Raw genomic sequence first — 26,590 nt, 5'->3', positions numbered from 1 at the left:
ACACTCCATGCTGCCGAGCTCTTCAGCAGTTCAAGAGCCTGATAGGGTACCTACAGAGAGGAAGAGATCCTGATTAAGGGTAAACTTCTGAGATTCAAGGGGAATCCGACTGGTTTCCCGGGCACCACGAATTCAAGAAAGCTCAGACAGTCTGTATGGCGGTCTGAGCTTTTTTATTTACTTATCACGTAGTTAGTGATTGTGGGCGTCGATTGCCACAATTTCAGGGATCTTCTCGTTTTCGCGGAGTTTTCGCGGGATATAACGGGGGAAAAATCGGGGACCGGGTTCGCCCTGTCCCCTGAAAGACGGATGCCTCGGCGTACCCCCTGAAAAACCCCGGAAGTCCTGCCGGAGCGTGCAGGACAACGAAACGTTCCGGAGCCGCCGTCGGCATGGTTCCGGATACGGAATGCTCATCCGCCCGACCCGCTCCCGCGGACTCAAAACAACGCGGCAGTCTCTGGAGCTGCCCGGGCTTCCCGTCACGCGGAAACGTTCGCCGAGAAGTCTCTTGCATGCACCTGCGCATGAATAAACGCGTTAGGCACTATCTAGAGGCATATCAGGCATTAAGCCTAGTCCCTGCCTGATAGACTGAAAAATCCGCCGGTGTCAGAACACCCGCTCCTTCCCCGGGGAGCACACAGCCAGAAAAAGCCCGGCACCGCAATACCACTACGGAAGCGAGACCCCCAACAAATGACAGATCAGGAAACCGCCGTCGCCGCCACGGGCGACAGCCTCGACCGAATTCGCGAGATCCCGTACAACTACACGTCGTTCTCCGACAAGGAGATCGTCCGCCGCATCCTCGGCGATGAGGCCTGGACGCTTCTGACGGAACTGCGCGGCCACATCCGCACGGGCCGGTCTTCCCGCATGCTCTACGAGGTCCTCGGCGACATCTGGGTCAACACCCGCAACCCGTACCTGCAGGACACGCTTCTCAAGAACGGCCGCCGCCGCAAGCTCCTCATTGACGCGCTGCGCCACCGCCTCTCCGAGATGGAAAAGCGCCGCGACCCCTCCGCGCCCGAGCGCGACGCGATGGTGGGGCGCCTCCTTTCGCTCGCCCACACGGCGGTGAACAAGTTCGAGGCGAGCTTCCCGACGACCGCGCGCCTGCGCCGTGCCGCCCTCGAGGCGCTGCGCATGCACACCAACCCCGACAACATCCGCTTTGACGGATTCGCCCGCGCGAGCCACGTCACCGACGCCACCGACTGGCGCGTCGAGTATCCGTTCGTGGTCATCACCCCGGACGCCGAGAGCGAGATCCCGGGCCTCGTGCGCGCCTGCATCGATCTCGGCCTCGTGATCATTCCCCGCGGCTCCGGCACGGGCTACACGGGCGGCGCGGTGCCGATGACGGCGCTCTCGGCCGTCATCAACACCGAGAAGATGGACTCGATCAGCGGCGTGAAGATGGCCGAGCTCCCGGGCGTCGCCGAACCCGTCCCCGTGATCACCACGGGCGCGGGCGCCGTCACGAAGCGCGTCGCGGAAGCCGCCGCCAAGGACGGCCTCGTCTTCTCGGTCGACCCCGCGAGCGCGGACTCGAGCTCCGTGGGCGGCAACATCTCCGAGAACGCCGGCGGCAAGAAGGCCGTGCTCTGGGGCACCGCGCTCGACAACATCGCGAGCTACCGCATGGTGAACCCGGACGGCAACTGGCTCGACGTCGTCCGCGTCAACCACAACCTCGGCAAGATCCACAAGCAGGACGAGGTGGTCTGGGAGCTCACGGTCCGCGACGGCCGTGACAAGGACCCGACGCACGCCCGCGTGATCCACAGCGAATACCTCCGCATGCCGGGTGCCTCCTACCGCAAGGAGGGTCTCGGCAAGGACGTCTCGAACAAGTTCCTCGGGGGCCTCCCCGGTGTGCAGAAGGAAGGCACGGACGGCTTCATCACGTCGGCCACCTGGATCCTGCACACGATGCCGCCCTTCGGCCGCACGGTCTGCCTCGAGTTCTTCGGCGCGGCGAGCCTCGCCGGCCCCGCGATCGTCGAGATCACGAAGCTTCTTGACACGCATCCCGAGGGCTGCATGCTCGCGGGCCTCGAGCACCTCGACGACCGCTATCTGCACGCCGTCAACTATCCGGTGAAGAGCACCCGCGGCGAGTACCCGAAGATGGTGCTCGTGGGCGACATCGTCGGCAGCGACGAGGAGGCGCTTGACCGCGTCACCGAGCGCGTCGTCGAGATCTGCACCTCGAGGAACGGCGAGGGCTTCATCGCCCGCACCGAGGCCGAGCGCTTCAAGTTCTGGCACGAACGCAGCCGCACCGCCGCGATCTCCGCGCACACCAACGCCTTCAAGCTCAACGAAGACGTGGTGATCCCGCTCGACCGCATCGGCGACTACACGCTCGTCTGCGAGCGCTTCAACATCGAATGCTCGATCGGCAACAAGCTCGACATGATCGAGTCGCTGAAGAGCTACCTGCAGGGCTACATCTCGCTCGGCAACCCGTCGATGACGACGGGCATCAGCAAGCAGGAGCTCCTCACGCTCACGGTGCCGAAGGCTCTTGACCTGCTCGGCGCTGTCGAGCGCCGCTGGAAGTTCATTCTCGAGAATCTCGACGCCGACTTCGACGCCGTGCGCCCGCTCCTGCGCGAGCTCGGCGCAGTGGTCGACGGCGAATCCTTTGACGCCTACTCGGGCAGGAAGCTCTTTGACGTGGTCTACGACCGCGTTCTGCGCGTCTCCTGGAAGCGCGAGGTGAAGGCCGAGACGAACCGCATCTTCGGCGGCGACGCCTTCGAGAAGATCCGCACCCAGATCGACGCGATCCACGACAAGGTTCTGCGCGGCCGCGTCTTCATCGCGCTCCACATGCACGCGGGCGACGGCAACGTCCACACGAACGTGCCGCTCAACTCGGACAACTACAAGATGATGCAGTTGGGCGAGAAGGCCGTGCAGCTCGTCATGAAGACCGCGAAGGAGCTCGGCGGCTCGATCACCGGCGAGCACGGCATCGGCATGACGAAGTTCGAGTTCATCGACAAGAAGACGCTCGAGCCCTTCTACGAGTACCTCGACCGCGTCGATCCGAAGCACCGCTTCAACGCGGGCAAGCTCCGCGAGGGCCTCGAGCACGCGTACACGCCGAGCTTCAATCTGCTCACGACCGAGTCGCTCATCATGCAGCAGACGGAGCTCAAGGGCATCAACGACGCGATCAAGAACTGCCTGCGCTGCGGCAAGTGCAAGAGCCGCTGCACGACGCACGTTCCGCGCGCGAGCATGCTCTACTCGCCCCGCAACAAGATCATCGCGATGGGGCTCCTCACCGAGGCCTATCTCTACGAGAGCCAGACGCGCCGCGGCCTTGACCGCGAGCACCTGATCAGCTTCACCGACCTCGCCGACCACTGCACGCTCTGCATGAAGTGCCGCCAGCCCTGCCCGGTGAAGATCAACTTCGGCGACGTGACGGTCATGCTGAGGAACTTCCTCGCGGGCATGGGCTGCCACTCGAGGAACCCGGTGAAGAAGGCCGGCATGGAGTTCCTCGGCCTGCAGAACCCGAAGTTCATCGAACTCGCCCGCAAGGGCCTCGTCGAGTACGGCTTCAAGGCCGAGCGCAAGGCGAACGAGTACTTCGCGAAGCTCGCCGAGCCGCACCTGAAGAGGCCGACCAACACCACGGGCAAGCCGAAGTTCACCGAGCAGGTGATCACGCTCGTTAACCGCAAGCTCCCCGAGCCGAGGGTGAAGAAGACGCTGCGCGCGATGCTCGAGCTCAACGACCAGACCGTCGTGCCGATCATCCGCAAGGCGGACGCGACCGAGAACGAGGCCGTGTTCTACTTCCCCGGCTGCGGCAACGAGAGGCTCTTCCCGGAGATCGGCGCGGCGACGCTCGCGATCCTCTACTCGATGGGCGTGCAGACCGTCATCCCGCCGAAGTTCCTCTGCTGCGGCTATCCGCAGAAGGGCAACGGCATGCCGGAACTCTCGAGGAAGATCGTCACGGACAACCGCATCCTCTTCCACCGCATCGCCAACACGCTCAACTACCTCGACATCCGGACGGTGGTGGTCTCGTGCGGCACGTGCCTGAAGATCCTGCGCGACTACAACTTCGAGGAGATCTTCCCGGGCTGCCGCGTGATCGACATCCACGACTACCTCGCCGAGAAGGGGATCAACGTGACGGGCGGCGCCAACACGCGCTACCTCTTCCACAATCCCTGCCACTCGCCGCTCCAGGGCAGCACGCCGATGAAGACCGTCAACAGCCTCATCAAGGCCGCCGACGGCACCGAGGTGATGCTCACCGACCGCTGCTGCGGTGAGTCGGGCACGTTCGCCGTGGGCCGCCCGGACATCGCGACCGGTGTCCGCTTCCGCAAGGAGGAGGACATCATGCTGCGCCGCAGGAACCTCACGAAGGACGGCTTCGACGGCACCGTGAAGATTCTCACGGCCTGCCCGGGGTGCCTGCAGGGCATCAGCCGCTACCACGAGGCCACGCAGACCGAGGCCGAGTTCATGATCGTCGAGATGGCCAAGCTCAGGCTCGGCGACCACTGGCTCGATGACTTCCTCGTGCGCGCCAAGCAGGGCGGCATGGAGAAGGTGCTCGTCTGACGCCCGTGAGTCCGAAGTGACCATGAAGGCCGCCGCGGTTTGAACTGCCGCAGGCGGCCTTCGTTTTGCCCGAGGGCAGATTCAGTGCGCGGATTCATTGAGATGTCATGCCGGCCTGATACAAAATTGCGGAAGTGCGGCTTCAGAGGTTCTCACGGAGGACCGGCGATAGGGTGAGGCATACCGCAAATACGTTACTGACTGGAAAAAATCACAAAAACACGCTCGGATGCGACAGTAAACGGTTCACCAGATCGTAAAGTGGTTCTGACAGCGACAGACGCTTCCGGCCGGAAGCGCGCCGCGCCTCGCCGGAGGCACGGCCGGTTCCGGTGCAGAGCGCAAAAAATTTTTTAGAGATTTGAACGAAATGGCAAAGAAGAAAAAGAAACCCGTGGAACCTGAAGTCATGCCCGAGGTCTCCGAGCAGAATCTCGCAGACGCGCGCTCGGCCCTGAACGAACTCACCGAGGACATCTCGACGCAGAAAGCGAAGAAGTTCCTCTCGCAGCAGTACGGCTGGTCGAGTTCGCTTGCCAACGCCGTCGTGGTGAAGCTCCGTGACGAAGGCTTCCAGAAGTCCGACATTCCGCAGTGGTTTGCGAACCCCAGGGCGGAGACCGACACGGGCGTCGTGCACGGCGCGCGGAAGATCGAGAATTTCTCCGTCGTGCGCAGCGGCGACCCGGACAACGGGATGCCGCTCCCCGGCAACTGCCTGCTCATTCCCGGCGACGTCGTGGAGATGAGGAAGTGCCGCGGGAACACCTGGCGCATCTCGAAGTTCATCAACCGCCCGCAGCACCGCTGGGTCTGCACGACGGGCGACCGGAACCAGGCGAAGACGCGGGGCTTTTATTTCTGCCGCCCGCTCTCGCCCTTCGCGCCCTTCGAGATTCAGGTTCCCTATGAGGAGATGCCCGGGGACATCGAGCCCGTGAAGGAAGCGATCGAGCTTGAGGTCGAGGTGGACGAGGCCGTCATCGGCAACGGCAGCATCCACGAGGAATACAGCTGGTCCTACGGCGCGGAGGATGTGGTCCTCACCGGCCACTTCGTGCGCCGGGTCGGCAAACGCAACGATCCCCTGGGCGAGATGGAGATCGCGTCGGCGCAGTTCGGCGTGCCGCTCGACTTCTCGCCCGAGACGCTCGCCGAGGCCGAGAAGCTCCCCGACGCCGTTGACCGCCGCAGCCTCCTGCACCGCGTGAATCTCACGGATCTGCCGTTCGTCACGATCGACGGCGAGGACGCGAAGGACTTCGATGACGCGGTCTACTGCACGCCCGTCGAGGGAGGCGGCTGGCGCCTCCTCGTCGCGATCGCCGACGTGAGCCGCTACGTCCGGCCGGGCTCGGCCCTTGACCGTGACGCGCAGATCCGCGGCACCTCCGTCTACTTCCCGCTCTCGGTGGTGCCGATGCTCCCCGAGAAGCTCTCGAACGGCCTGTGTTCCCTCAACCCCGGCGTGGACCGCCTCGTGATGGTCTGCGACGCGATGATCTCGCCCGAGGGCAAGACCACCGCCTATCAGTTCTATCCGGGCGTCATCCACTCGCACGCGCGCCTCACCTACAGCATTGTCTGGGCGGCGCTCCAGGGCGACGAGGCGGCTCTGGCCGCGGTGGGCGAGCGCATCGGGGACCTCAAGAACTTCCACGAGCTCTTCAAGGCGCTGCGCGCACAGCGCAGCGACCGCGGGGCGCTCGACTTCGAGACGGTCGAGAGCCAGGCCGACATCGACGAGAAGAAGCAGATCACGGGCTTCCACGTGCGTGATCACAACGACGCGCACCGCATGATCGAGGAGGCGATGCTCGTCGCCAACGTCTGCGCGGCGAAGTTCGTGCTTGAGAAGAAGGCGATGACGCTCTTCCGCGTGCACGGCGAGCCCGAGCGCACGAAGCTCACCGAACTTCAGACGCTGCTGCGGAGCTTCGGCGTGAAGTTCTCCGCCTCGGCCCCGGCCGCGCAGGAGCTCTCGCGCGTGATCGTCGAGACGAAGGACAAGCCCTTCCTGCAGACGGCGATCCTGCGCACGATGCAGCGCGCGTGCTACCAGCCCGAGAACATCGGCCACTTCGGTCTGCAGTTCGATGCCTACGCGCACTTCACCTCTCCGATCCGCCGCTATCCGGATCTGCTCCTCCACCGCACGATCAAGGGCATTCTGGCGAAGCGCGCCTACGTGCCCGAGATCGAGTTCGATGACACGGAGGTGATGACGGGGTACCACGCCCGCAAGCTCGGCAGCGACCCCGAGGGGAAGGCGAAGCGCGCCGCCCCCGCGAACCGCCAGGAGGCGAGGTCGCGCGTCTGGGAGCGCCTCGGCATCATCTGCTCCTCGGCCGAGCGCCGGGCGGACGATGCCTCGCGCGACGTGATGCAGTTCCTGAAGTGCCGCTACATCAGTGCTTTCACGGGGAAGACCTTCGAGGCGACCGTCACCGGCATGTGCGCGGCGGGTCTTTTCATCACGCTCGACTCGATGCCGATCGAGGGGTTCGTGCACATCTCCAACATCGGCTGGGGCTTCTGGGAGTTCGATCCGCAGCAGCTCAAGATGGAGTCGACCGAGGAGATGGGCAAGGTCCGCATCGGCGACCGTCTGCGCGTGAAGCTGCAGTCGGTCGATGTCGAGAACCGCCGCACCGACTTCATCGTGGTCGCGGGTCACGGCCGCAAGGGCTCCGAGAACCGCTATCGCGGGAACGGGGGCGGGCGCCGCAGCCGCTGGCGTGACTACGGCGACGGCTTCGATGACGGCTTCGATCCCTGGCGCTTCGAGGACGACGAGTACTGAGAGCGTCTAAAATCGCGCGTCTTTGTGAGAATCCCCATTCATATATAGAGGCGCCCCTCTCCTCGAGGGGCGGGACAACAGAAGTGAAGCAGAAAGAAGGAAAGCGATTCCCGCGCGAGGCGGGCGAGGGCACGGACCGCCGGTTCGAACGTCAGGAGCATCAGGACCGCCACGAGCGTCATGAGCGTCACCAGGAGCGCGAGGCCGCGCCCGCTGGCAAGGCCGTGCTCGCGGGCTTCCACGCCGTCGCCGCGCGCCTGGCGCTCGACGCCGCGTCGATCGAACTCGTCTACGTCGATCCCGAGCGCCGCGACCGCCGCATGCGCGAGATGCGCGACAAGCTCTTCGCCGCCGGCGTGCGCGTGATGAACGCCGACCCGAGAAGGCTCGACGGCCTCTCGCCCGAGGTGCCGCACCAGGGCATCGTGGCGCTCGCCGCGGAACGCGAGAACACACTCGACTTCGCTGACCTGCTCGATCAGATCACCCCTGCGACGCTGCTTCTCATCCTTGACGGCGTGACGGATCCGCGCAACTTCGGCGCCTGCCTGCGCGCGGCCGACGCCGCGGGCGTGCAGGCCGTGATCGTGCCGCGCGACCGCTCGGCGAGGATGACCCCGGCCGCCGCGAAGGCCGCCGCCGGCGCCGCCGAGACCGTCCCGGTGGTGCAGGTGACGAACCTCGCGAGCGCGATCATGGAGCTGCGCGACAACGGCGTCTTCGTCGCGGGCACCGCGGGCGAGACCGAGTCGAGCATCTATGACATCGACCAGGCCCGCGCCTTCGCGTGGGTGCTCGGCGCCGAGGGCGAGGGCCTCAGGCAGCTCACGCGCCGCCGCTGCGACGTGCTCGCCGCGATCCCGATGGTGGGCTCTGTCGAGAGCCTCAACGTCTCGGTCGCCTCCGGCATCTGCCTCTTCGAGAGCCTGCGCCAGCGCATCGCCGCCGGCATCGTGAAGCCGGGGAAGGCCTCGGAGCGCCTCTGACCGGGCAATCGAAAAAAAATCGTTCTTTTGAGTGGCAGGCCGCGAATTCTTGAGATAGAATCGCGGCCTTTACTGTCCTTGCCGCACTGGAACGACGCTCTGGGCGGCTTTTTCCGCAAGGAGGCTAAATGCGTCACTATGAAATTTGCATCATCGTGCATCCTGACCAGAGTGAACAGGTCCCCGCGATGATCGAGCGCTACAAGACCCTCGTCGCCGAGCAGGGCGGCAAGATCCACCGTATCGAAGACTGGGGCCGTCGTCCGCTCGCGTACCCGATTGAAAAGCTCGTGAAGGCGCACTATCTGCTCCTCAACATCGAGTGCGGCCATGAGACGATCCTCGAGATCGAGAACGGCTTCCGCTTCAACGACGCCGTTCTTCGTCACCTCACTGTGAAGACGAAGCATGCCGAGACCGCTCCCTCGCCGATGATGAAGGTCGTCGAGCGCGAGGAGGCCCGCAAGGTTGCCGCTGAGGCTGCCGCGGCCGAAACCGCTCCGGCTGAGGCCTGATAAGGCCGATTCCGGACGCCGGCGAAACGCAAGAGCGTGAATTCGATCGTTCTGAGCGGCACGCTGATAGAACGCGAGGCGGTGAGATTCACCCCCGCAGGCATCGAGGTCTTCGAAGCCGTGTTCCATCACCGCAGCGAACTGATTGAAGCGGGCAGGGCCCGCAGGCTCGAGTGCGATTTCGACGCCGTCTCGTACGGCGAGCCGGCCGGGAAACTCAACAGTCTTCCCATCGGCGCGGAGATCCTGATGAAGGGTTTCATCGCGCCCCGCTCGACAAAGAGCCGGCGTCTGGTAGTTCACATCACAGAATTCAAGTAATAGAGGTCAAATCATGGCTTTTGGTGCTAAGGGCAAGGGCAAGCCCCGCCGTTCGAACCAGCAAAATTCCCTTTTCAAGCGCAAGAAGTTCTGCCGTTTCACGGCCGAGCACGTTGAGCAGATCGACTACAAGGATGTCGACACGCTGCGCGACTTCATCCAGGAAAACGGCAAGATCATGCCGGCCCGCCTGACCGGCACGAAGGCGCACTACCAGCGCCAGCTCGACACCGCGATCAAGCGCGCCCGCTTCCTCGCCCTCCTGCCCTACACGGACAACCAGTAATCGACGGGAGTACATCAAATGCAAGTCATTCTGCTCGAAAAGATTGCTCATCTCGGTGAACTGGGCGACATCGTCAAGGTGAAGGACGGCTACGGCCGCAACTACCTCATCCCGCAGGGTCACGCCAAGCGCGCCACCAAGCAGGCCATCGCCGAGTTCGAGGCCCGCCGTGCCGAGCTCGAGAAGGCCCAGGCCGAGCGCATTGCCGCTGCTCAGGAACTCTCCGAGAAGCTCAACGGCGCTGAGGTCACCATCGCCTCCAAGTGCGGCGTCGACGGCCGCCTCTTCGGCTCCGTCACCAACGCCGACATCGCCGAGGCCGTGGACAAGCTCGGCTTCCAGATCAAGAAGTCGCAGGTCCGCACGCCGCTCGGCGCCATCAAGGCGACCGGCGACTACGTGATCACGATCGGTCTGATGACGGACATCACCGCCGACATCACCGTCAAGGTCATCGCCGAGGAGTAATCCTCAGCCGCAGCTGACTCCGGGTCCGCCCGGGGAAAGACCGCAGGAAAGGCTCCCAGGTCCCCGCGACCCGGGAGCTTTTTTCTTGCCTGCAAAAAAAGCCGTTACCGCGCATTGCATCGGGCGACGGACGTCCCCCGCATGCCCGATAATGACTCTTCAACCCCAACCAATACGAACCACGCCATGACCGAAGACATTCAGGACGATGCCGCCGCAGCCGTCCGGCGCCCGCCCCAGAGCGTGCTCGCCGAGCAGGCGATTCTCGGCGGTCTGATGGTGGACAACACGGCGCTCGACAGCGTCGTGGACATCATCCATCCCGAGGACTTCTACCGGCGTGACCACCGCCTCATCTACGAGGAGATCACGAGGCTCATCCAGAAGACCGGGACGGCGGACTACCTCACGGTCTACGAGAGCCTCAAGCAGCAGGGCACCGAGACGGAGGCCGGGGGGCTGCCGTATCTCACGGACCTCGTCAACAACTCGCCCTCGGCCGCGAACATCCGGCGCTACGCCGAGATCGTGCACGACAAGTCGATCCTGAGGCAGTTGATCACGGTGGGCGACCGGATCGTCTCGGACGCGCTCGCGCCCGAGGGGCGCGAAACGAGCCAGATCCTCGACAACGCCGAGAAGTCGGTGCTCGCGATCAACGAGAGGAACCAGAGGAGCCAGCGCGGCTTCCAGCCCCTCGCCACGCTCGTGCGCAACGTCTCCGCGCGCGTGATCGAGCTCTACAACACGATGGACTCGTCCGAGGTGACGGGCGTCTCCTCGGGCTACCGCAACCTCGACAACGTCACCGCGGGCCTGCAGCCGGGCGACCTCATCATCATTGCGGGCCGCCCCTCGATGGGCAAGACCTCGTTCGCGCTCAACATCGCCGAGAACGTGGGCGTGGACCAGGGACTTCCGGTCGCCGTCTTCTCGATGGAAATGGGCGCGGACCAGCTCGCGCAGCGCATGATCTCGTCGGTGGGCCGCATCGACGCGCAGAAGCTGAGGAAGGGCAGGCTCGACGACGAGGACTGGGACAACTTCACGGCAGCGCTCCACAAGCTCGAGGAGAAGCCCATCTACATCGATGACACGCCGGGCCTCACCATCACGGAGCTCTCGAGCCGCACGCGGCGCCTCGTCAACATGACGGGCCGCCTCGGACTGGTGGTCGTTGACTACCTGCAGCTCATGAGCGGCCAGAGCCGGAGCTCGGACAACCGCGCGCAGGAGCTTTCCGAGATCTCCCGCGGCTTGAAGTCACTCGCCAAGGAACTCAGCGTTCCCGTGATCGCGCTCTCGCAGCTGAACCGCTCCGTCGACAGCCGCCAGGACCGCCGCCCTGTGATGTCCGACCTCCGTGAGTCGGGCGCTATCGAACAGGACGCGGACGTGATCATGTTCATCTACCGCGACGTCGTCTACAACAAGGAGACGCCGGACAAGAACCTCGCCGAGATCATCGTCGCCAAGCAGCGTAACGGCCCGATCGGAACGCTGCGCATGACCTTCCTCGGCGGCAACACGCGCTTCGAGCCGTCGGCGGACGAGGGCTACTGGGGCGGAATTGAGGAATAAAGGAGAAACTCAACGTGGAATGGCTCACCAACCTTGACTGGTTCGCGCTCGCCTGCTGGACGGGCGCCATCATCCTCATCGCGGCGGGCTTCGCCGGCACGATCATCCCGGCCATTCCGGGTCTGCCGATGATCGCGGGCGGCGCGGCGCTGATCGGCTGGGCCGACGGCTTCGAGATCATCGGCTGGAAGACGATCGTCTTCGTCTCGGTGCTCGCTGTGATCGGCGTCGTCATCGACTCGGTCGCCCAGACCGCGGGCGCGCAGAAAGCGGGAGCTTCGAAGGCCGGCATCATCGGATCGATCGTCGGCACGTTCGCGGGCATGTTCATGGGCATCTTCGGCCTCTTGTTCATGCCCCTCATCGGCGCCGCGATCGGCGAGTTCTGGGCCAAGAGGAACCTGATTCACGCGAGCAAGGTGGGGGTGGCCACTTGGATCGGCATGATCGTGGGCACGGCGGTGAAGATCGCGCTCGCCTTCACGATGACCGGCATCATCGCCACCGTCTATCTCACCGCCTGACCGAATCCCCATCGATCAGGCAAAAGCAGGGCCGCGGCTTCCTTGAAGGATCTGCGGCCTTTGCGTATCTGCAGGAAGCGGAGCCCGAGCAGTCTGACGGTAGACCTGCAAGAACAGGGCAAGGTGCTGCGGGCGGGCGATCAGGATCCCTGATTCCGAGGGCAGTTCGGATTGAGAGCCAAAAGAAAACCGGCCGCAGACGAATCTGCAGCCGGTTCATGTCTTCTTCTGCCCCCGGAGGAGCCGCCCTGCATGCCTCAGGCGGCTTCAGCCGGAGATCTCACGTGCGTGAGATTAGAAGCGGTGACGCAGACCAAGGTAGACGATGCCGGTCTTCGGATCGCGATTCTTGGTGGTGTCGAGGTTGTTGCGGATCTCGTCCTCATAGTAGGCGCCGACGGCGTAGACGTTGGTGCGCTTGCTGAGGGCATAGGTGTAACCGACGGAAGCACCGAGACGGCTGAATTCCTGATCGTAGGTCTTGTCGGCCGTGCCCGCGTTGGCGCTCTCAGCGTCGGTGTAGCCGACGGCGAAGAGGGCGTTGCCACCGAAAGCGGGAACATCAACACCGGCCATGACGGCATAGCCCTGGGCGGAACCGTCGATCGTGAGCGGCGAGAAGGTATCCACGCCACTAACATCCTCCGTCGGGTTGGTATTGCCGTAGAAGTTGTCGAAGTACTGGGCGCCGAGGAAGGCCTTCAGGACACCGAAGTCATAGGAGCCGCCGGCCGTGACGGTGAAGCCGTCATCAGCATCAGCGAAGTTCTTCGAGGACCAGTTCCACCAGTCGGCAACGAGGGCGAGCTTGAGGCCGCCGTTCTTGTAGGTGGCACCGAGGGCGCCGTAACGAGTGGCGGCGGACTTGCCTTCAGCCAGAGCGTCGCCAGTGCCAAGCTCCGTGTCCTTCGAGTTGACATTGAACGAGTACTGGGCGGAGATCTGAACGCCGGCAAACGAGGGCGAGACGTAGGTCACCACGTTGTCCATACGGGTCATGCCGACGAAGTAGGTCGAGCCCTCAACGGAGCCGCCCCACGACGTGCCGAACGGCGAGAGGTCGCCCGTCAGGCCGTAGGAGCCGTTGCCGGACTGGAGGTTGCCGACGCGGCCGAAGGACAGCGTGCCGAAGTCGCCGGTGAGGTAGACGTTGGCTTCACGGCCGAAGAGGCGGGAGCTCTGGCCGAGCGTGCCGTCGTCAGCGGAGAAGCCGTTCTCAAGAACGAAGCCGATCTTGAGGCCGTTGCCGAGTTCCTCGGTGCCCTTGAGGCCGAAGCGGGAGCCGGCCTGGTTGCCGGACTTCATCTCGAGCTTGTTGGTGGAGCTCGTACCGTTGTCAGCGTCGTTGTAGGTGTACTTGAGGCCGAGGTCGGCGACACCGTAGAGGGTAACGTCAGCGGCGGCAGCCGTGCCGGCAAAAGCGCCGAGAACGGCGAGCGCAGCGAGAGTCTTCTTCATTTCTGGGATTTCCTGAAACAAATTAAACGCCCCGCCCGGACGCTGCAGCGCGTCCATGAGAAGGGAGGGCGTCAGGGGATGTCGACGGGACTTGAGTGAGGCAGGTGTCCCGTGCATTCAGAGTTCCGGACACAGTTGCACGCAGCGCCCGGAATGAACACGTAGTGATTTTTACCGATTCGCAGAAAAATGCAGCAGCCCCGAAGGATCGGAAAACCGAGGAGCCCGGGCTTGTCACAATTAGACACACCGAAGTTCCTTTAAAAATCAATGGTTATTTCTCAGGGAGGGTAAAAACCCGCAAAGTTGTTTCAATGTGGCAGAAAAACAACCTAGAACATATAGTTACAGTGATTCTGAGAATAATTTTCGTTTCTCTCAGACGTCACTTTCCATATCCGCGTCTAGGAGTCCGCCGCGGCCGGAAAACTTTTCTCTGAAATCTCCGCGGGCCTGTCCCGGCGTTTCGCCGTAAAGACGCTTGAACTCGCGCATGAACTGACTCGCGTTGGCGTAGCCCACCTCGGCCGCGGCCGCGCCCACGGGGAAGCCTTCCTCGAGAATGAGCCTTCTCGCTTCGCGCAGCCTCAGGCGCTTCTGGTACTGCAGGGGCGACACGCCCGTCACGTTCTTGAAGTGCAGGTGGAAGGACGAGGTGCTCATCGCGCACTCCCGGGCGAGCGCCTCCACCGAGAGCGGCTCCTGGTAGTGGTCTGCGATGCGGCGCGCGGCGAGTGCGATGCGGCCGGTGACGGAGTCGGAGGCGAAGATCGAGCGGATCTGGCTTCCGAGGCTCCCGAGGAGCAGCCGGAGATGCACCTCGCGCTCGAGCACGGGCTTCAGGAACTCCTCCTCGGGCGTGCCGAGGCAGGCCACGAGCCGCACGATCGAGTCGAGCAGCTCCTCATCGATCTCGCCCGCGCCCATCGCTGCGGGGAACCCCTGCACAGTGGTGCCGAGCACGCGCGGGATGCGCAGCGACAATTTCGAAAGCTCGAGGAGGTCGAGCTCGTAGCCGAAGGCGAGGTTCGGGTGCTCGCGGGTGCAGGGCGGGACGCCGAGCTCGAGCGGGAGCCTCAGGCCGCAGAGGAAGGCGCTCCCGGGCGGGAGCAGGATCTCGCGGCCGCCGCATCTGAGCAGCAGCTCGCCCTGGGCGACCACGGTGATCGAGGGGTGGTAGAAGAAGCTCATCAGCTCTCGGCCGCTCGTCAGACGAAAGAAGTGAAGACCGTTCGCGAGGGAGACGTTGTTGGTTGTGAGCGTGCGGATCTCGATCTGCTTTTTGAGCAGGCAGAGCGACTTTTCGAGATCAATGCGTGTCATTGTTCGCATGGCTGGGCTTTCTTGTTGCGGACGGCGTGCGTCGGGTTTCAGGGAGTGTGTCGGGGATCAGATCCCATGTCTTTCAGGTGTTCTGCGGTTCTTCTCTTTTGCTGTTCCTGATGGCAAGCGAGCGCCTCACCCCTCCCTGAGGGGCGAGACGCTCGGAAAAAGGCATTGCCTGAAATCGCCTGTCTGAATCTCTTCTGAGCGAGAGTTTTCGGCAGGCGTCAGACGAGGCTTCGGATCAGTCGGTCATGACGGATCAGAAGCGGTGACGGATGCCGACCGTGACCTGACCCTCGGCGGGCTTCGTCTCGGTGCCGGCGACGGTCGTGAACTTGTCCTGGTAGTAGGCGCCGACCGCGTAGACGTTCGTGCGCTTGCTGAAAGGATAGACATAGCCCACGGAGCCGCCGATGCGGGTGAACTCGTTCTGCGCAGTGGTCGTCGTGAGGGTCTCGGCAGCCTCGCCGTCGGCATAGCCGAAGGCGACCATCGCCGTGCCGCCCGCGACCGGGGCGTCAAGGCCGACCATCACGCCGTAGCCCTTGAAGGCGTTGTCGGCGATGCCGATCGTGGCGTAGGTGTCGGACGTGGACTGGCCGGAGGACTTCTGGAACATGTTGTCGAAGTACTGCACGCCGAGGTAGGCCTTCACGACCTCGAAGTCGTAGGAGCCGCCGAGTGTGACGGAGAAGCCGTCATCGGGATCGGCATAGGCCTGCGTGCTCCAGTTGTACCAGTCGGCGACGAGCACGGCCTTGAAGGGGCCGTTGGCGTAGGTCGCGCCGAGGGCGCCGTAGCGGTTGGTTGCGGACTTGCCTTCGTCATACTCCTCGCGGGTGTTCGAGTTGAGCGAGTACTGGGCGTAGACCGTCGTGCCGGCGAACGTGGGCGACTTGTAGGTGATCGAGTTGTCAACGCGGGTGGCGCCGACCATGTAGGTCGAGATCTCGACTGAGCCCGCGAAGGACGAGCCGAAGGGCGACATGTTGCCCGTGAGGCCGTAGGTGCCGAGGCCGCTGTTGAGCTGTCCCGTGCGGCCGAAGGCGACTTCGCCGAAGTCGCCGGAGAGGGAGACCGTGGCCTGGCGGCCGAAGAGGCGGCTGCCCTGGCCGAGCGTGCCCGTGTCGGCGGAGAAGCCGTTCTCAAGGACGAAGCCCACCTTGAGGCCGTTGCCGAGGTCCTCGCTGCCGCGCAGGCCAAAGCGGGAGCCCGACTGGTTGCCGGAGGTCATCGAGAAGGAGTTCGTGGAGCCCGTGCCGTCATCGGCGTCGGAGTACGAATAGGTGAGGCCGAGGTCGGCGATGCCGTAGAGCGTGACGTCGGCGGCGGCCGCCGTGCCGGCAAAGCTGCCGAGGAGGGCGAGCGAAAGAAGTGTCTTCTTCATTTGAAAGGGAATCCTGAGAAACACGGGACCGCGGCGCCCGGTGCGGGTCCAGCCGGGGCGGCGGTCCGTCGAACAAAAAAAATCTGAGGGTGGGGCAGGCTGCCTCACCTGCCCCGGACTCGCTCGGACGAAGACTCTCGCTGCCGGTCCGGGAAAGCCATCTCAAATCGTATTGAGCGCCCCTGCCGGGCATAAGCGTCAAAACTCTGTAAATCGTGCTCATTCCTCGCACAGGTGTTTCGCGCTCGTTTACCTCGCATTTCCATTCATTTCCGTTTGATGCAGAAGGTTGCCGACCGGTGAAACCCGGGGCGTTCCGCGCTCCTTTCCCTGCCGTCCGGGCGACATGCACGAGCGCGGCGCGAGTTGACGCACACTGCATTAGAGTAGGGAGAGACAGGCCGCCCGCGGTCTGTCAAACTTCCTCCTCTGCGACTCACATAGAACTACCGGGAAGCTCCGCCCCAATGATTCACACGATCTACTCGAACAGCTACGAGGTGCTCCGCGCCGTGCTGCTCCACAACATTGACGCGCTCAGACTGCGGCCCGAGGCCGACGAACTCTCCCCGGAGGCGCTCTTCGCCGGGGCCTTCGACCGCGTGCCCGTGATTGTCCCCTCGAAGGCTGTGGCGATGGACCTGAAGCGCGCGATCGCCTCCGAGGAGGAGATCTGCGCCGGCATGGAGTTCATGCATCTCTCGCGCTGGCTCGGCCTGTTCTCGAAGCCGCTCGCGAGCGTCATCGGCGACGAGACCGGTCATGGCCGCGAGGAGGTCGCGACGGTCGTGGGCAACGAGGTCGACTGGATGATCTGGTCGATCCTGCGCCAGACGGGACCGGGGAGCTTCCGCGAGCAGGTCGCGAAGATGACGCCGCGCCTCGAGGACTGCCTGCGCGGCCGCAGCGACCTCGAGATCTTCGTGCTCGCGCAGAGGATCGCCGCGGTCTTCGTCTCCTACGCGAGCTACCGCCTCGACTGGGTGTTCGACTGGCTCGGCATGCACCAGGAGGGACTGTCGCCCGGCCCCGACGTTCTCACCGAGCGCGCGAGGATGGAGAAGGACGAGGACGTCTGGTGGCAGCGGCTTCTCTGGCAGCGGCTCGCCGACATGGAGAACTGGCACGGCAGGGAGTTCCTCGAGAAACTCCCCGGCACGCTCGGGCAGCTCAAGGGAGTTCCGCCGGAAGTCCGCGAGATGGATTTCGGCCTCGGCCGCGTCGTGCCGCTGCCGAACGCGCTCCACATCTTCATGCCCTTCGTCGTGCCGCCCCTGATGCTCCCCGTGGTCAAGGCATACGCCCACTCGGGGCGCGACGTGTGGCTCTATCTCCTCAACCCGTGCTCCGAGTACTGGTTCGACCTCGTTCCGCGCCGTCTCTTCAACTGGCGGAAGGGCGCCGGTGACCACCGCGAGGTCGGGCACCCCGTGCTCGCCGACAACGGCAGGAGCACGCGCGCCAACATCGACCGCCTGTGGCGCTTCACGGCCGCGGACGACGACCTCGGGGGCACCATACCGAAGGCCGCCGACGAGCCGCCTGAGTACCTCGGCGACCCGAAGGAGATCAACGTGCTCCGCTCGAGGGATGTGCTCAGGGACTTCCTCGAGCACCCGCGCGACATCACGGTCGACATGGAGGTGGACGCGCAGAGCATCTACCTCGAGGCCAACGATCCGAGGCTCCTGCGCCGCGTGCAGGACTCGATTCTGAAGCTCGATCCGGAAGTCCTCAGCGCCTCGGGCGAGGTCGTCGCCGAGGGCGACGGGTCGCTCCTCTTCGTGCGGGCGGCGACGCCCGTGCGCGAGCTCGAGGGGCTCGCCGACTGGCTGCAGGCCAGGTTCCGCGAGGATCCGTCGCTCGAGCCCGATGACGTGCTCGTCGTCACCCCGGACATCTCGCTCATGTCGCCCCTCATTGACCAGGTCTTCGGGAGCCTCCCCGACGGCCGCCGCATCGCGTACCGCGTGAGCGGCGCGCTCACCTCGGCCGAGGACGAGCCGCTCGAGGCTCTGAAGGGCCTCGTGAGTCTCCTCAAGGGCCGTCTCAAGCGCGAGCAGCTCCTCGCGTGGCTCTCGCTCCCGCTTGTCTCGCGCCGCTTCCGGCTCGAGAGCGAGGATCTCGAGACGCTCTCCGCCTGGCTCGCGAGCGCCGGCTTCGAATTCGGTCTCACCGACGCGCACCTTCTCGCGGTCGACCCGGTGACCTTCGCCCAGGTGAGGGAGTCGACGCTCACGCGCGCGATCGAGCGCCTGATGCTCGGCGCCGCGTTCCCGGGCGGCATCCGCCAGCCCTTCCTCGGAGTGCTCCCCCGCGAGGGCACGGAAGCGGCCGGCTGGACGCCCGTCTCGGACCGCCCGGATCTGCTCGCCACGCTCTCGACCATCTGCGCGGGGCTCGAGACCCTGCGCCTTGCCACGCTGACGAAGGCCGAGGGCGGCACGGCCGACGAGGAACCCGGCCGCTGGGAGGACTGGGTTGCGCTCGCGCTCGAGACTTTCTTCCCGTGCGAGACGCCCTCGGAGAACTGGCAGTCGCTGCGCGAGGGCGTGGAGAAGCTCGTCACGCAGATCGCCGCCGCCGCGGACACCGCCGACCGCGAGGAGGCCATGCGGAGCGTCGCGAGCGTTCCCTTCGATCTTTTCTTCTCCGCGCTCGACACGAAGCTGCGCCGCAGCGCCGTGATCGGCATCCCGGGGAACCGCGTCACCTTCACGGACATGTCGCAGCTGCGGGGGCTGCCCTACCGCATCATCGCGGTCGTGGGCTTGAACGAGGACTCGAGCTTCCCGGGGTCCTCGCACGCCGAGGAGTTCGACCTGATGTCGCGCTTCCCGCGCCGCGGGGACCGCGACAGCCGGCAGGACAACCGCAACGTGTTCCTGGACCTCCTCCTCGCCGCGCGCGACCGCTTTCTCATCTCCTGGTCGGGCGGCACCAACCCGACGCAGCCCAAGGAGCCCTCGATCATCGCGCAGGAACTGCGCGACTGGATCCTCTCCTTCGCGAAGGACTCCGCCGAACGCCGCCTCTGGCTCGGGCGGCTTCTCGTGAAGCTTCCGCTCACGGGCTTCTCCGCGGGCGCCTTCAAGCCCGAGGCGGGCGACTGGCGCTCGACCGACCCTGTGCTCCTCGAAGCCTTCCGCGACGCGAGCGCGAGCGGCTGGGCCGCGAAGGAACGTCCCTTCACCGAGGGCGCCGCCGCGCCCGCGGTCAAGCCCGGAATGCGTGTGCCCTTGAAGGAGCTCCTCGCCGCCTGGGGCGACCCCGCGAAGCACATGCTTCGCGGCCACGGCATCTCGCTCGGCCTCGGCGCGGGCGACGAGCTCGAGGCCGCGCCCTTCTACCCGGACCAGGCCGGCCTCGCTCGCTGGAGCCGCATCACGGAGCTCCTCGAGGCCTTCAACCGGGGCGAGCCCGCGCAGACGGTGAAGGCCCGCTGGGCGGCCGATCCCGCGATCGGCGCGGCGGGCGTGCGCGAATGGGCCTTGGACGGCATCGAGGAACTCGCCTGCGGCATCTGCAGCGAGGCGGTGAACGCCCGCACGGGTCTCGCGCGCCTCGATCCGGTCAGGATCGAGATCCCCGTTCCCGAGTGCGGCATCGTCATCACGCATGAGACGCACGACCTCTGGGCCGCGCCGGCCGAGCCCGGGGACGTGCGGTTCCTGCGCATGAGCGCCTCGAAGCCCACGAGCCGCGGCGGCGAGGCCGCGCTCCTCGAGTTCGCCGCACTCTTCGCTGCGGGCGTCGCGAAGTCGGGCACCTTCGTGGGCCTGAGCAAGGACAACGTCCCGGTGCGCATGCTGATGCCGAAGTTCCGGAAGGCGGATGACGCGCTGCTGCTCCTCAGGCTCGTCGCCGCGGGGTGGGTCCTCGTGAAGCGCTCGGAGCCGAGGTTCGCGAAGCCTCCGGTCACGAACGTGCCCGAGACCCCGGAGAACCGCACGGCCTTCCGCGGCGGGGATCTCAAGGGAGCGCAGAGCTTCCGCGAGACCGTCTCGGACCGCATCACCTCGCTCTACGAGCCGGCGGTCGCGAAGCCCGCGAAGAAGAAGAGCGCGAAGGCCGCCCCGCCGCCCGATCCGTACGCGGCGGCCATGAATGAGCTTCAGTCCGTTGCCGATGAAATTCTGCAGAGCATCAAGGTGAACCCGTGACGACACCGAGCATTTTTGACGTAAAGACCGCGTCCCTCACTCGCCCCACGCTGCTTGAGGCCTCGGCCGGCACGGGCAAGACCTATTCGATCAAGCATCTCGTGCTGCGCTTCGTCGTGGAGGCGGACATTCCGGTGAGCCGGCTCCTCGTGATGACCTTCACGCGCGCGGCCACCGCCGAGCTCAAGGTGCGCGTCGAGTCGCATCTCTCGGACGCGCTCGCGCTCCTCACGGGCGAGGGCCGCCAGGACATCGACCCGATCCTCGAGGATCAGCGCAGACACTGGAATGCGAACGGCATCGACGACGACACGGCCGTCGAGCGCATCCGTGCCTCGCTCGCCGACTTCGACAACGCCGGCATCTTCACGATCCACGGCTTTTGCCAGAAGGTGATCGAGGACAACGCGTTCTCCTCGGGCGGCTCGATCAACTTCGAGCTCGCCGACGAGAGCGACGACCTGATCGAGGACGCCGTCAGGGACTACCTGCGCCGCGAGGTGGACGGGCTTTCCGATCAGGGCGACGTGAGAGCGCTCGTGCAGTCCTCGATCGGGGACTGGGTGAAGCGCCTCAAAGCCCTCGCCCTCTATCCGGAGGCGCTCGTCGACCGCGTGTGGGAGACGGGCGGCGCGCCGGTCTCGGCCGAGCTCGACCAGGCGCTCGAGCGCTTCATGCGCGAGGTGCCCGAGAAGCTCCGCGAGCTCAAGCGCACCTCCCGCGTGAAGACCTTCGACGACCTGCTGCGCGAGCTCTACGACCGGCTCTCGCCCAAGGCCGACCCGGCCGCGAACGAGCAGGCCGAGCGTCTCGCCGCCCGCATCCGCGGCGTCTGGCGGGGCGTCCTCGTCGACGAGTTCCAGGACACGGATCCCGTGCAGTACGCGATCATCGAGAAGCTCTTCATCACGCCCTTCGAGCCGGCCTCGGAGCCGGAGACCCGCACAGGCCGCGCGGTCTACTTCGTCGGCGATCCGAAGCAGGCGATCTACAGCTTCCGGTCGGCCGATCTCAACACCTACTTCCGTGCGCGCATGAAGATCATCTCGATCGGCGGCACGGTCGCCATGCTCGGCACGAACTTCCGCTCGTCGGCGAACCTCGTGGACGCCTTCAACAGCTTCTGGGAGCGTCCCGCCGGGACGGCGTTCCTGCGCACCGGGCTCGACTACCAGAAGGTGGCTCCGGCCCCCGGCAAGACCGGTCTCTGGGTGAAGGAGGGCGACGACTGGAAGGAAGCCAGTCCGCTCGAGATCTGGACGAGCTACCGCACCAACGCGTACGCCGCGGGCGCCGCGCGCGAGGCGAACAACCGCGCCCTGGCGTCGCGCATCGTGGAGCTCATCGAGGCCGGCCGCAACGGCGAGGCCGTCGTCGCCGCGGGCGAGGGCGACAAGGTCACCGACACGATCAGCATCAACGGGGACCTCGTTCCGATGAGATCGCTCGAGGCGCGCGACATCGCTGTGCTCGTGCGCACGCGCGACCTTGCCGACGAGATGCGCGACCTTCTCGCCCGCGTCGGCGTGCGCGTGCGCTACGAGTCCCAGGACGATGTCTGCACGAGCGAGGAGGCCGCGGAGATGATCCTCATCCTGCGCGCCTTTGCCTCGCCCTCGGACATGCGGGTGCTGAGGGCCGCGCGCACGACGCGCCTGATCGGCGACGTGCTCGGCGACATGGATGACGGCGCGCGGGACGACGCGCGGCAGATAGAGCTGCGCGAGATATTCGAGGAGGGCGCCCGGCGCTGGGCCGCGGGCGGTCCCGCCCCGGCGATCCGCAGGCTCATGGTCTTCTGCGACACCTCGAGGAGGCTGCTTCCGGTGCACGGCGGCGAGCGCACGCTCGTTAACTACGCGCACTTGTCAGAGCTCCTCCACACCAAGGCCCGCGTGATCCCCACCCCGATCGGTCTTGCCACGTGGCTCGAGGAGGCCGGCCGCCACCCGCAGGGAAGCTCGGAGGAGCGCAGGATCAGGCTCGAAAGCGACGCGAACCTCGTGACCCTGCAGACCATCCACTCGAGCAAGGGCCTGCAGTATCCGGTCGTCTTCATCCCGGCCGCTCAGACCTTCTCGCCCAACAATCGCAAGGAGCCCGTCTGGAGAACGGCGGACTCGGCGGGCCACCTCACGCTGCATCTCTCGCTCGCGCCCGATAACCCCGGCCCCGCGGTCGCCCGCGAGGCGATGGAGGAGCTCGTGCGCCTCGCCTACGTCGGCATGACCCGCGCGGCGAAGGCCGCGGTCATCATCGTGCAGCAGCGGCCGAAGAGCCCCAAGAACCCGGCTGAGTGGTACGCCACGAACACGCGGAACGCCTGGTACGCGGCACTCACCGCAAGCCACGAGCCCGAGGAGCAGGGCGTGCGCGCCGCCTTCCCGACGCTCAGGAACACCGAGATCCTCGAGCTCGAGGACCTCGACGCCGTCTACGCGCTCCCGATGCCGCGCCTCACCCCCGAGAAGGCCGCCCAGACGGCCGACGTGCAGAGCGCGCGCAACATCCGCTCCACCTGGATGACCTCGAGCTTCACGGGCATCTCCAACATGGCCGAGGACGACAGCGGCGGCTTCTCCGCCTGGTACGGCGAGGCCGCGAAGGACGGCTCCGGCGCGGACATCCTCAACTTCCCGAAGGGCGCCCAGGCGGGCTCGTGCCTGCACGAGATGTTCGAGGAGGCGGACTTCGCGCTGATGGCCCGCGATGACGACGACGCGCGGAAGGCGACGCGGGAGCTCTGCAGCGCCAAGGTGAAGAAGTACCTCTCGATCAGCGATGCGGACCGGAAGAACGACGCCGTCGACGGCGCCGCGCAGATGATCCGTGACGTGCTCAATGCCGAGATCGCGCCGGGGCTCTTCCTGAGGGACCTTCCGCGCGCGGCGCGCTCCGCGGAGCTCGAGTTTCTCATCCCTGTCCCGAAGCACCTCACCGCCGAGCGGCTGGGGCGGGAACTCAAGGCCCTCGGCTACGACGTGGGCGAGCTTCGGCCCGAGTCCCTGAAGGGGTTTCTGACGGGCTTCATCGATCTCGCCTTCACCTTCCGCGGGCGCTTCTACGTCCTCGACTGGAAGAGCAACAAGATCTCGACCGAGGCAGCGGGCTATGACCCGGAGGCGATGGATAAGGAAATGGCGCGTCACATGTACCGGCTGCAGTACCTCATCTACCTCGTGGCGCTCCGCCGGTTCCTGCGCGCCCGCATCGGAGCGGCCTTCCGCGACGACATGCTCGGGGGCGCCGTGTATGTTTTCCTGCGCGGCGTGCGCGCCGGCGTCACGACCCCAGCGAACCCGCAGGGCATCGTCCTCGACCCCGTGGATCCCGTCGTGATCAGGCGGCTTGACGACCTCTTCGCCGGAGCAATCAAATGAACCAGATGAATCAGACTGTCGCCGCTCCCGAGGGCGGTCTCGCGGGCTTGGGCGATGCGCTCATGAACGTCGCCCGCCGCCGGGCCGAGGCTGTGGGGAAAAGCATTCCGGACGAGGCCGCGATCACGATGCGCGCCCTGATGCACGCCTTCGCGCGCGCCGAGGACCGCGGCAGCGTCTGCGTGCGCGCGGATACCGCGGCGCAGACGCTCTCTGCGCTCACCTGTGAGGAGGTCCCGGAGGGTTTCGAGCGCGACCCCGAGGAGGAGCTCGCCGAGCTCGGGCGCGGCCTCGGGACGCTCATCGATGCCGGGCTCGCCCAGAATCTCGACGACTTCCTCGCGGCTGCGAAGGTGGAGGCGGAGCATCCGGGGAAGGGTGCCTTCACGCCGCTCGTCATCGACTTCGAGCGGGACGAGCCCGGGCAGACGCGCATTTATTTCGCGCGCTTCGCCTTCGAGGAGGTGATGCTCGCGCAGAAGCTCCTCGCGCTCATGGGAACGGAAGCGGATGCCGAGGAGATGAAGGCCGCGGCCGAGTCCTCCTTGGCGAAGCTCGAGGAGCTCGCGCGGAAGAGCGGGCTCGATTCCCTGCAGAAGAAGGCCGTGGAGCTCGCCGTCACGCGGCGGCTCGCCATCATCTCGGGCGGCCCCGGCACGGGCAAGACCACGACCGTGGCGCAGATCCTCGAGTGCCTGCTCACGACGGACGGGACCCTGCGCATCGGGCTCGCCGCCCCGACGGGCAAGGCCACGGGCCGCATGGTCGAGTCGATCGGCGCGAGCAGTCAGAGGGGCGGCCTCGAGGCGCTGAGCACCGTTCTCAAGAAGGACGCGGGCGTCCCCGACGAGGAGCGCCAGATCAGGAGCCGCACGATCCACAAGTGGCTTCTCTCGCCCACGCCCGCGGGCGGATTCCCCGGGAAGGACAACCCGCTTGCGCTCGACGTGCTCATCGTCGACGAGGCCTCGATGGTGGACATCCACCTCGCCGCCCGGCTCTTCGACGCGATCGGGCCGGTGACGCGCGTCGTGATCCTCGGCGACAAGCACCAGCTCGCCGCCGTGGGACCGGGCGCCGTCTTCGCGGAGCTCTCCGAGCGCACGGGCGCGCTCGCGCCCTGCACGGTCGAGCTCCTCGTCAGCCGCCGCTTCCAGGAGGGAAGCGTCATCGCCGAGCTCGCCGGCGCCATCAACCACCAGGGCGAGGCGGCGGATCTGCCCGAGCCGGAGGTCTTCGGCCGCGTGCTCCAGGCCTTCGAGACGGAGGACGAGCACTACCGGGCGAGCCTCCACGAGGCCCCTGAGATCGCCCCCTCGAGCGACGAGGGGAAGGCCGAGATCGAGGCCTACAACCGCACGGGTCTCACGCAGGAAGCGCGCGACTGGCTCGACGAGGCGCTCGCCAGATACGGCGAGGTGCTCATGCGCTGGCGCGACGCCTGGATCTCGGGCGCGGGGAAGGCGGATCTCGAGCGTCTCACGAAGGAGCTCTGGGGGACGCTCGCCGACTTCCGCGCGCTCGCCGCGCAGCGCACGGGCGCGATGAGCGTCACGGCCATCAACGACTACGCCGACGAGTTCATTCTGCGCAACTTCTGGCCGATCGCGCGCGGGCGCGGATCGGGCGAGCAGTATCCGGGGCGCGTCGTCATCGTGCGCCGGAACGACGAGTCCTTGGGCGTTCACAACGGCGACGTGGGCATCGTGCTCCCGAGGGAGACGCCCCCGGAGGCCGGGCACGCCGCGGACGACGCGGCGCCGGCCGCGGACGAGACCGCCCCCGACCGCCGGGACGACCGCCGCTCGGGTCCCGTTCTCTACGAGGTCTACTTCGGCGACGCGGACCGCTCGATCCCGGCGGCGCTTCTGCCCTCGCACGACACGGCCTGGGCGATGACGATCCACCAGTCGCAGGGCTCGGAATTCGGCCGCGTGGCGGTGTTCCTCCCCGTGAAGCCGGGCTCGGGGCTCGCGACGCGAGAGCTCCTCTACACGGGCGTCACCCGCACGAAGCAGAGCGTCGACATCTTCGGCAGCCGCGGCGTGCTCGCCGAGAGCGTCCGCCGCCCGACCGTGCGCGACGGCAGTCTCGGAAAGCGCCTCACGCTCGGCCGCTGGTCCTGACCCGAGGCCTCTCCCGCGGGAGAGGCCGGACCCCAAGCAAAAGCCCCGGCGATCTCAGGGATCCCGGGGCTTGAAGCTTGTCAGTTACGGGGAAGCGGATTACTTGCCGTTCACGATCTTGGCTTCCTGCACGAGCTCGGCGAAGTGCTTGCGGGCGTTGAGAGCCGAGAGCTCCTTCTTGAGCGAATCCTTGCGGGAGTCGAAGGCCGGGAAGTTCTGGGCGGCGCGCTTGGCGTCAAGCTTGATCACGTGGTAGCCGTGCTGGTTGCGGATCGGGGCCTGGGCGACGGAGTTCGGGGCGAGCACGCGGATCGTGTTGGCGATGGCCGGGTCGAGGCGCATCGTGGAGAGCCAGCCGAAGAGGCCGCCCTTGGTCTTGGTCTCGGGGTCGATCGAGAGCTCGCCGGCGAGCTTCGCGAAGTCCTCGCCCTTGTTGAGGCGCTGGATCACGGCCTTGGCCTCGGCCTCGGTCTTCACGAGGATGTTGCGGACCTGGTACTCGGTGTCGCCGTACTGGGCCTTGAGGTTGTCGTAGGCCTCGCGGACTTCCTTGTCGGTGGCCGGGTGCTTCTCGGCGTAGTCGGCGATGAGCAGCGTCCAGGGCTAACGCATGAGATTTCAGTGGGCCGCCCCTTGACTTCCGCCTGCGGTC

Annotated in this window: 16 protein-coding genes; 12 read left to right on the top strand and 4 right to left on the bottom strand. The window is 65.9% G+C overall.

The window, feature by feature from the left end; translation table 11 throughout:
- Window positions 1-702 precede the first annotated feature (702 nt).
- From Q4F91_RS06370 to Q4F91_RS06330, 9 genes are all read left to right on the top strand, one after another.
- Window positions 703-4,614 (top strand): DUF3683 domain-containing protein, encoded by a 3,912-nt coding sequence (locus Q4F91_RS06370; protein WP_303335895.1) that lies wholly within the window; start codon window positions 703-705, stop codon window positions 4,612-4,614.
- Between the two features lie 370 nt (window positions 4,615-4,984).
- Entirely contained in the window at window positions 4,985-7,417 is a 2,433-nt protein-coding gene (locus tag Q4F91_RS06365) for a ribonuclease R family protein (protein WP_303335892.1), read from the top strand.
- Between the two features lie 224 nt (window positions 7,418-7,641).
- On the top strand, window positions 7,642-8,403 hold the full coding sequence (gene rlmB, locus Q4F91_RS06360; RefSeq protein WP_303335900.1) for a 23S rRNA (guanosine(2251)-2'-O)-methyltransferase RlmB: 762 nt from the start codon (window positions 7,642-7,644) through the stop codon (window positions 8,401-8,403).
- A 128-nt stretch (window positions 8,404-8,531) separates the two neighbouring features.
- The gene (rpsF, locus tag Q4F91_RS06355) at window positions 8,532-8,918 is read left to right on the top strand and encodes a 30S ribosomal protein S6 (RefSeq protein WP_303335890.1); all 387 of its coding nucleotides are present in this window, start codon (window positions 8,532-8,534) and stop codon (window positions 8,916-8,918) included.
- Between the two features lie 36 nt (window positions 8,919-8,954).
- The gene (gene priB, locus Q4F91_RS06350) at window positions 8,955-9,239 is read left to right on the top strand and encodes a primosomal replication protein N (RefSeq protein ID WP_303335887.1); all 285 of its coding nucleotides are present in this window, start codon (window positions 8,955-8,957) and stop codon (window positions 9,237-9,239) included.
- Window positions 9,240-9,252: 13 nt separating this feature from the next.
- A complete protein-coding gene (gene rpsR, locus Q4F91_RS06345) occupies window positions 9,253-9,525 on the top strand; it encodes a 30S ribosomal protein S18 (RefSeq protein WP_303335884.1) in 273 nt (90 codons plus the stop codon).
- An 18-nt stretch (window positions 9,526-9,543) separates the two neighbouring features.
- Complete coding sequence (gene rplI / locus Q4F91_RS06340; RefSeq protein WP_303335881.1) at window positions 9,544-9,993, top strand: 50S ribosomal protein L9; 450 nt, start codon at window positions 9,544-9,546, stop codon at window positions 9,991-9,993.
- A 186-nt stretch (window positions 9,994-10,179) separates the two neighbouring features.
- On the top strand, window positions 10,180-11,574 hold the full coding sequence (gene dnaB / locus Q4F91_RS06335) for a replicative DNA helicase (protein WP_303335878.1): 1,395 nt from the start codon (window positions 10,180-10,182) through the stop codon (window positions 11,572-11,574).
- A 14-nt stretch (window positions 11,575-11,588) separates the two neighbouring features.
- Entirely contained in the window at window positions 11,589-12,098 is a 510-nt protein-coding gene (locus tag Q4F91_RS06330; RefSeq protein ID WP_303335875.1) for a DUF456 domain-containing protein, read from the top strand.
- 294 nt (window positions 12,099-12,392) lie between these two features.
- Here Q4F91_RS06330 and Q4F91_RS06325 read toward each other — a convergent pair whose 3' ends face one another.
- The 3 genes from Q4F91_RS06325 to Q4F91_RS06315 form a co-directional block, all read right to left on the bottom strand.
- Complete coding sequence (locus Q4F91_RS06325) at window positions 12,393-13,556, bottom strand: porin (protein ID WP_303335873.1); 1,164 nt, start codon at window positions 13,554-13,556, stop codon at window positions 12,393-12,395.
- Between the two features lie 378 nt (window positions 13,557-13,934).
- Window positions 13,935-14,888, bottom strand: coding sequence for an AraC family transcriptional regulator (locus Q4F91_RS06320; RefSeq protein WP_303335870.1), 954 nt, complete (start codon window positions 14,886-14,888; stop codon window positions 13,935-13,937).
- Between the two features lie 253 nt (window positions 14,889-15,141).
- Window positions 15,142-16,269, bottom strand: a complete 1,128-nt coding sequence (locus Q4F91_RS06315) for a porin (RefSeq protein ID WP_303335867.1) — start codon at window positions 16,267-16,269, stop codon at window positions 15,142-15,144.
- Window positions 16,270-16,736: 467 nt separating this feature from the next.
- Here Q4F91_RS06315 and Q4F91_RS06310 point away from each other — a divergent pair, with 467 nt between their 5' ends.
- From Q4F91_RS06310 to Q4F91_RS06300, 3 genes are read left to right on the top strand one after another with little or no spacing between them, the layout of a single operon-like run.
- Window positions 16,737-20,432 (top strand): exodeoxyribonuclease V subunit gamma, encoded by a 3,696-nt coding sequence (locus tag Q4F91_RS06310; RefSeq protein ID WP_303335864.1) that lies wholly within the window; start codon window positions 16,737-16,739, stop codon window positions 20,430-20,432.
- Window positions 20,429-23,812: a UvrD-helicase domain-containing protein gene (locus Q4F91_RS06305; protein ID WP_303335861.1), complete on the top strand. Its 3,384-nt coding sequence runs from the start codon at window positions 20,429-20,431 to the stop codon at window positions 23,810-23,812. Before Q4F91_RS06310 ends, Q4F91_RS06305 begins: the two co-directional genes overlap by 4 nt.
- Window positions 23,809-25,938: an ATP-dependent RecD-like DNA helicase gene (locus Q4F91_RS06300; protein WP_303335858.1), complete on the top strand. Its 2,130-nt coding sequence runs from the start codon at window positions 23,809-23,811 to the stop codon at window positions 25,936-25,938. Before Q4F91_RS06305 ends, Q4F91_RS06300 begins: the two co-directional genes overlap by 4 nt.
- Before the next feature lie 99 nt (window positions 25,939-26,037).
- Here Q4F91_RS06300 and Q4F91_RS06295 read toward each other — a convergent pair whose 3' ends face one another.
- Window positions 26,038-26,526 (bottom strand): peptidylprolyl isomerase, encoded by a 489-nt coding sequence (locus Q4F91_RS06295; protein WP_303335898.1) that lies wholly within the window; start codon window positions 26,524-26,526, stop codon window positions 26,038-26,040.
- Between the last annotated feature and the right edge of the window lie 64 nt (window positions 26,527-26,590).

The sequence above is a fragment of the Sutterella sp. genome (assembly GCF_030539355.1).
Classification (GTDB): domain Bacteria; phylum Pseudomonadota; class Gammaproteobacteria; order Burkholderiales; family Burkholderiaceae_F; genus Sutterella.
Note: the sequence above shows the minus strand (reverse complement) of the source record. Positions and strands in the feature narration are given on the sequence as shown.

Coding starts and splice junctions, on each gene's coding strand:
- Q4F91_RS06370 (WP_303335895.1), top strand. CDS start 703: ATGACAGATCAGGAAACCGCCGTCGCCGCCACGGGCGACAGCCTCGAC.
- Q4F91_RS06365 (WP_303335892.1), top strand. CDS start 4,985: ATGGCAAAGAAGAAAAAGAAACCCGTGGAACCTGAAGTCATGCCCGAG.
- rpsF (WP_303335890.1), top strand. CDS start 8,532: ATGCGTCACTATGAAATTTGCATCATCGTGCATCCTGACCAGAGTGAA.
- rpsR (WP_303335884.1), top strand. CDS start 9,253: ATGGCTTTTGGTGCTAAGGGCAAGGGCAAGCCCCGCCGTTCGAACCAG.
- rplI (WP_303335881.1), top strand. CDS start 9,544: ATGCAAGTCATTCTGCTCGAAAAGATTGCTCATCTCGGTGAACTGGGC.
- dnaB (WP_303335878.1), top strand. CDS start 10,180: ATGACCGAAGACATTCAGGACGATGCCGCCGCAGCCGTCCGGCGCCCG.
- Q4F91_RS06325 (WP_303335873.1), bottom strand. CDS start 13,556: ATGAAGAAGACTCTCGCTGCGCTCGCCGTTCTCGGCGCTTTTGCCGGC.
- Q4F91_RS06320 (WP_303335870.1), bottom strand. CDS start 14,888: ATGCGAACAATGACACGCATTGATCTCGAAAAGTCGCTCTGCCTGCTC.
- Q4F91_RS06315 (WP_303335867.1), bottom strand. CDS start 16,269: ATGAAGAAGACACTTCTTTCGCTCGCCCTCCTCGGCAGCTTTGCCGGC.
- Q4F91_RS06310 (WP_303335864.1), top strand. CDS start 16,737: ATGATTCACACGATCTACTCGAACAGCTACGAGGTGCTCCGCGCCGTG.
- Q4F91_RS06300 (WP_303335858.1), top strand. CDS start 23,809: ATGAACCAGATGAATCAGACTGTCGCCGCTCCCGAGGGCGGTCTCGCG.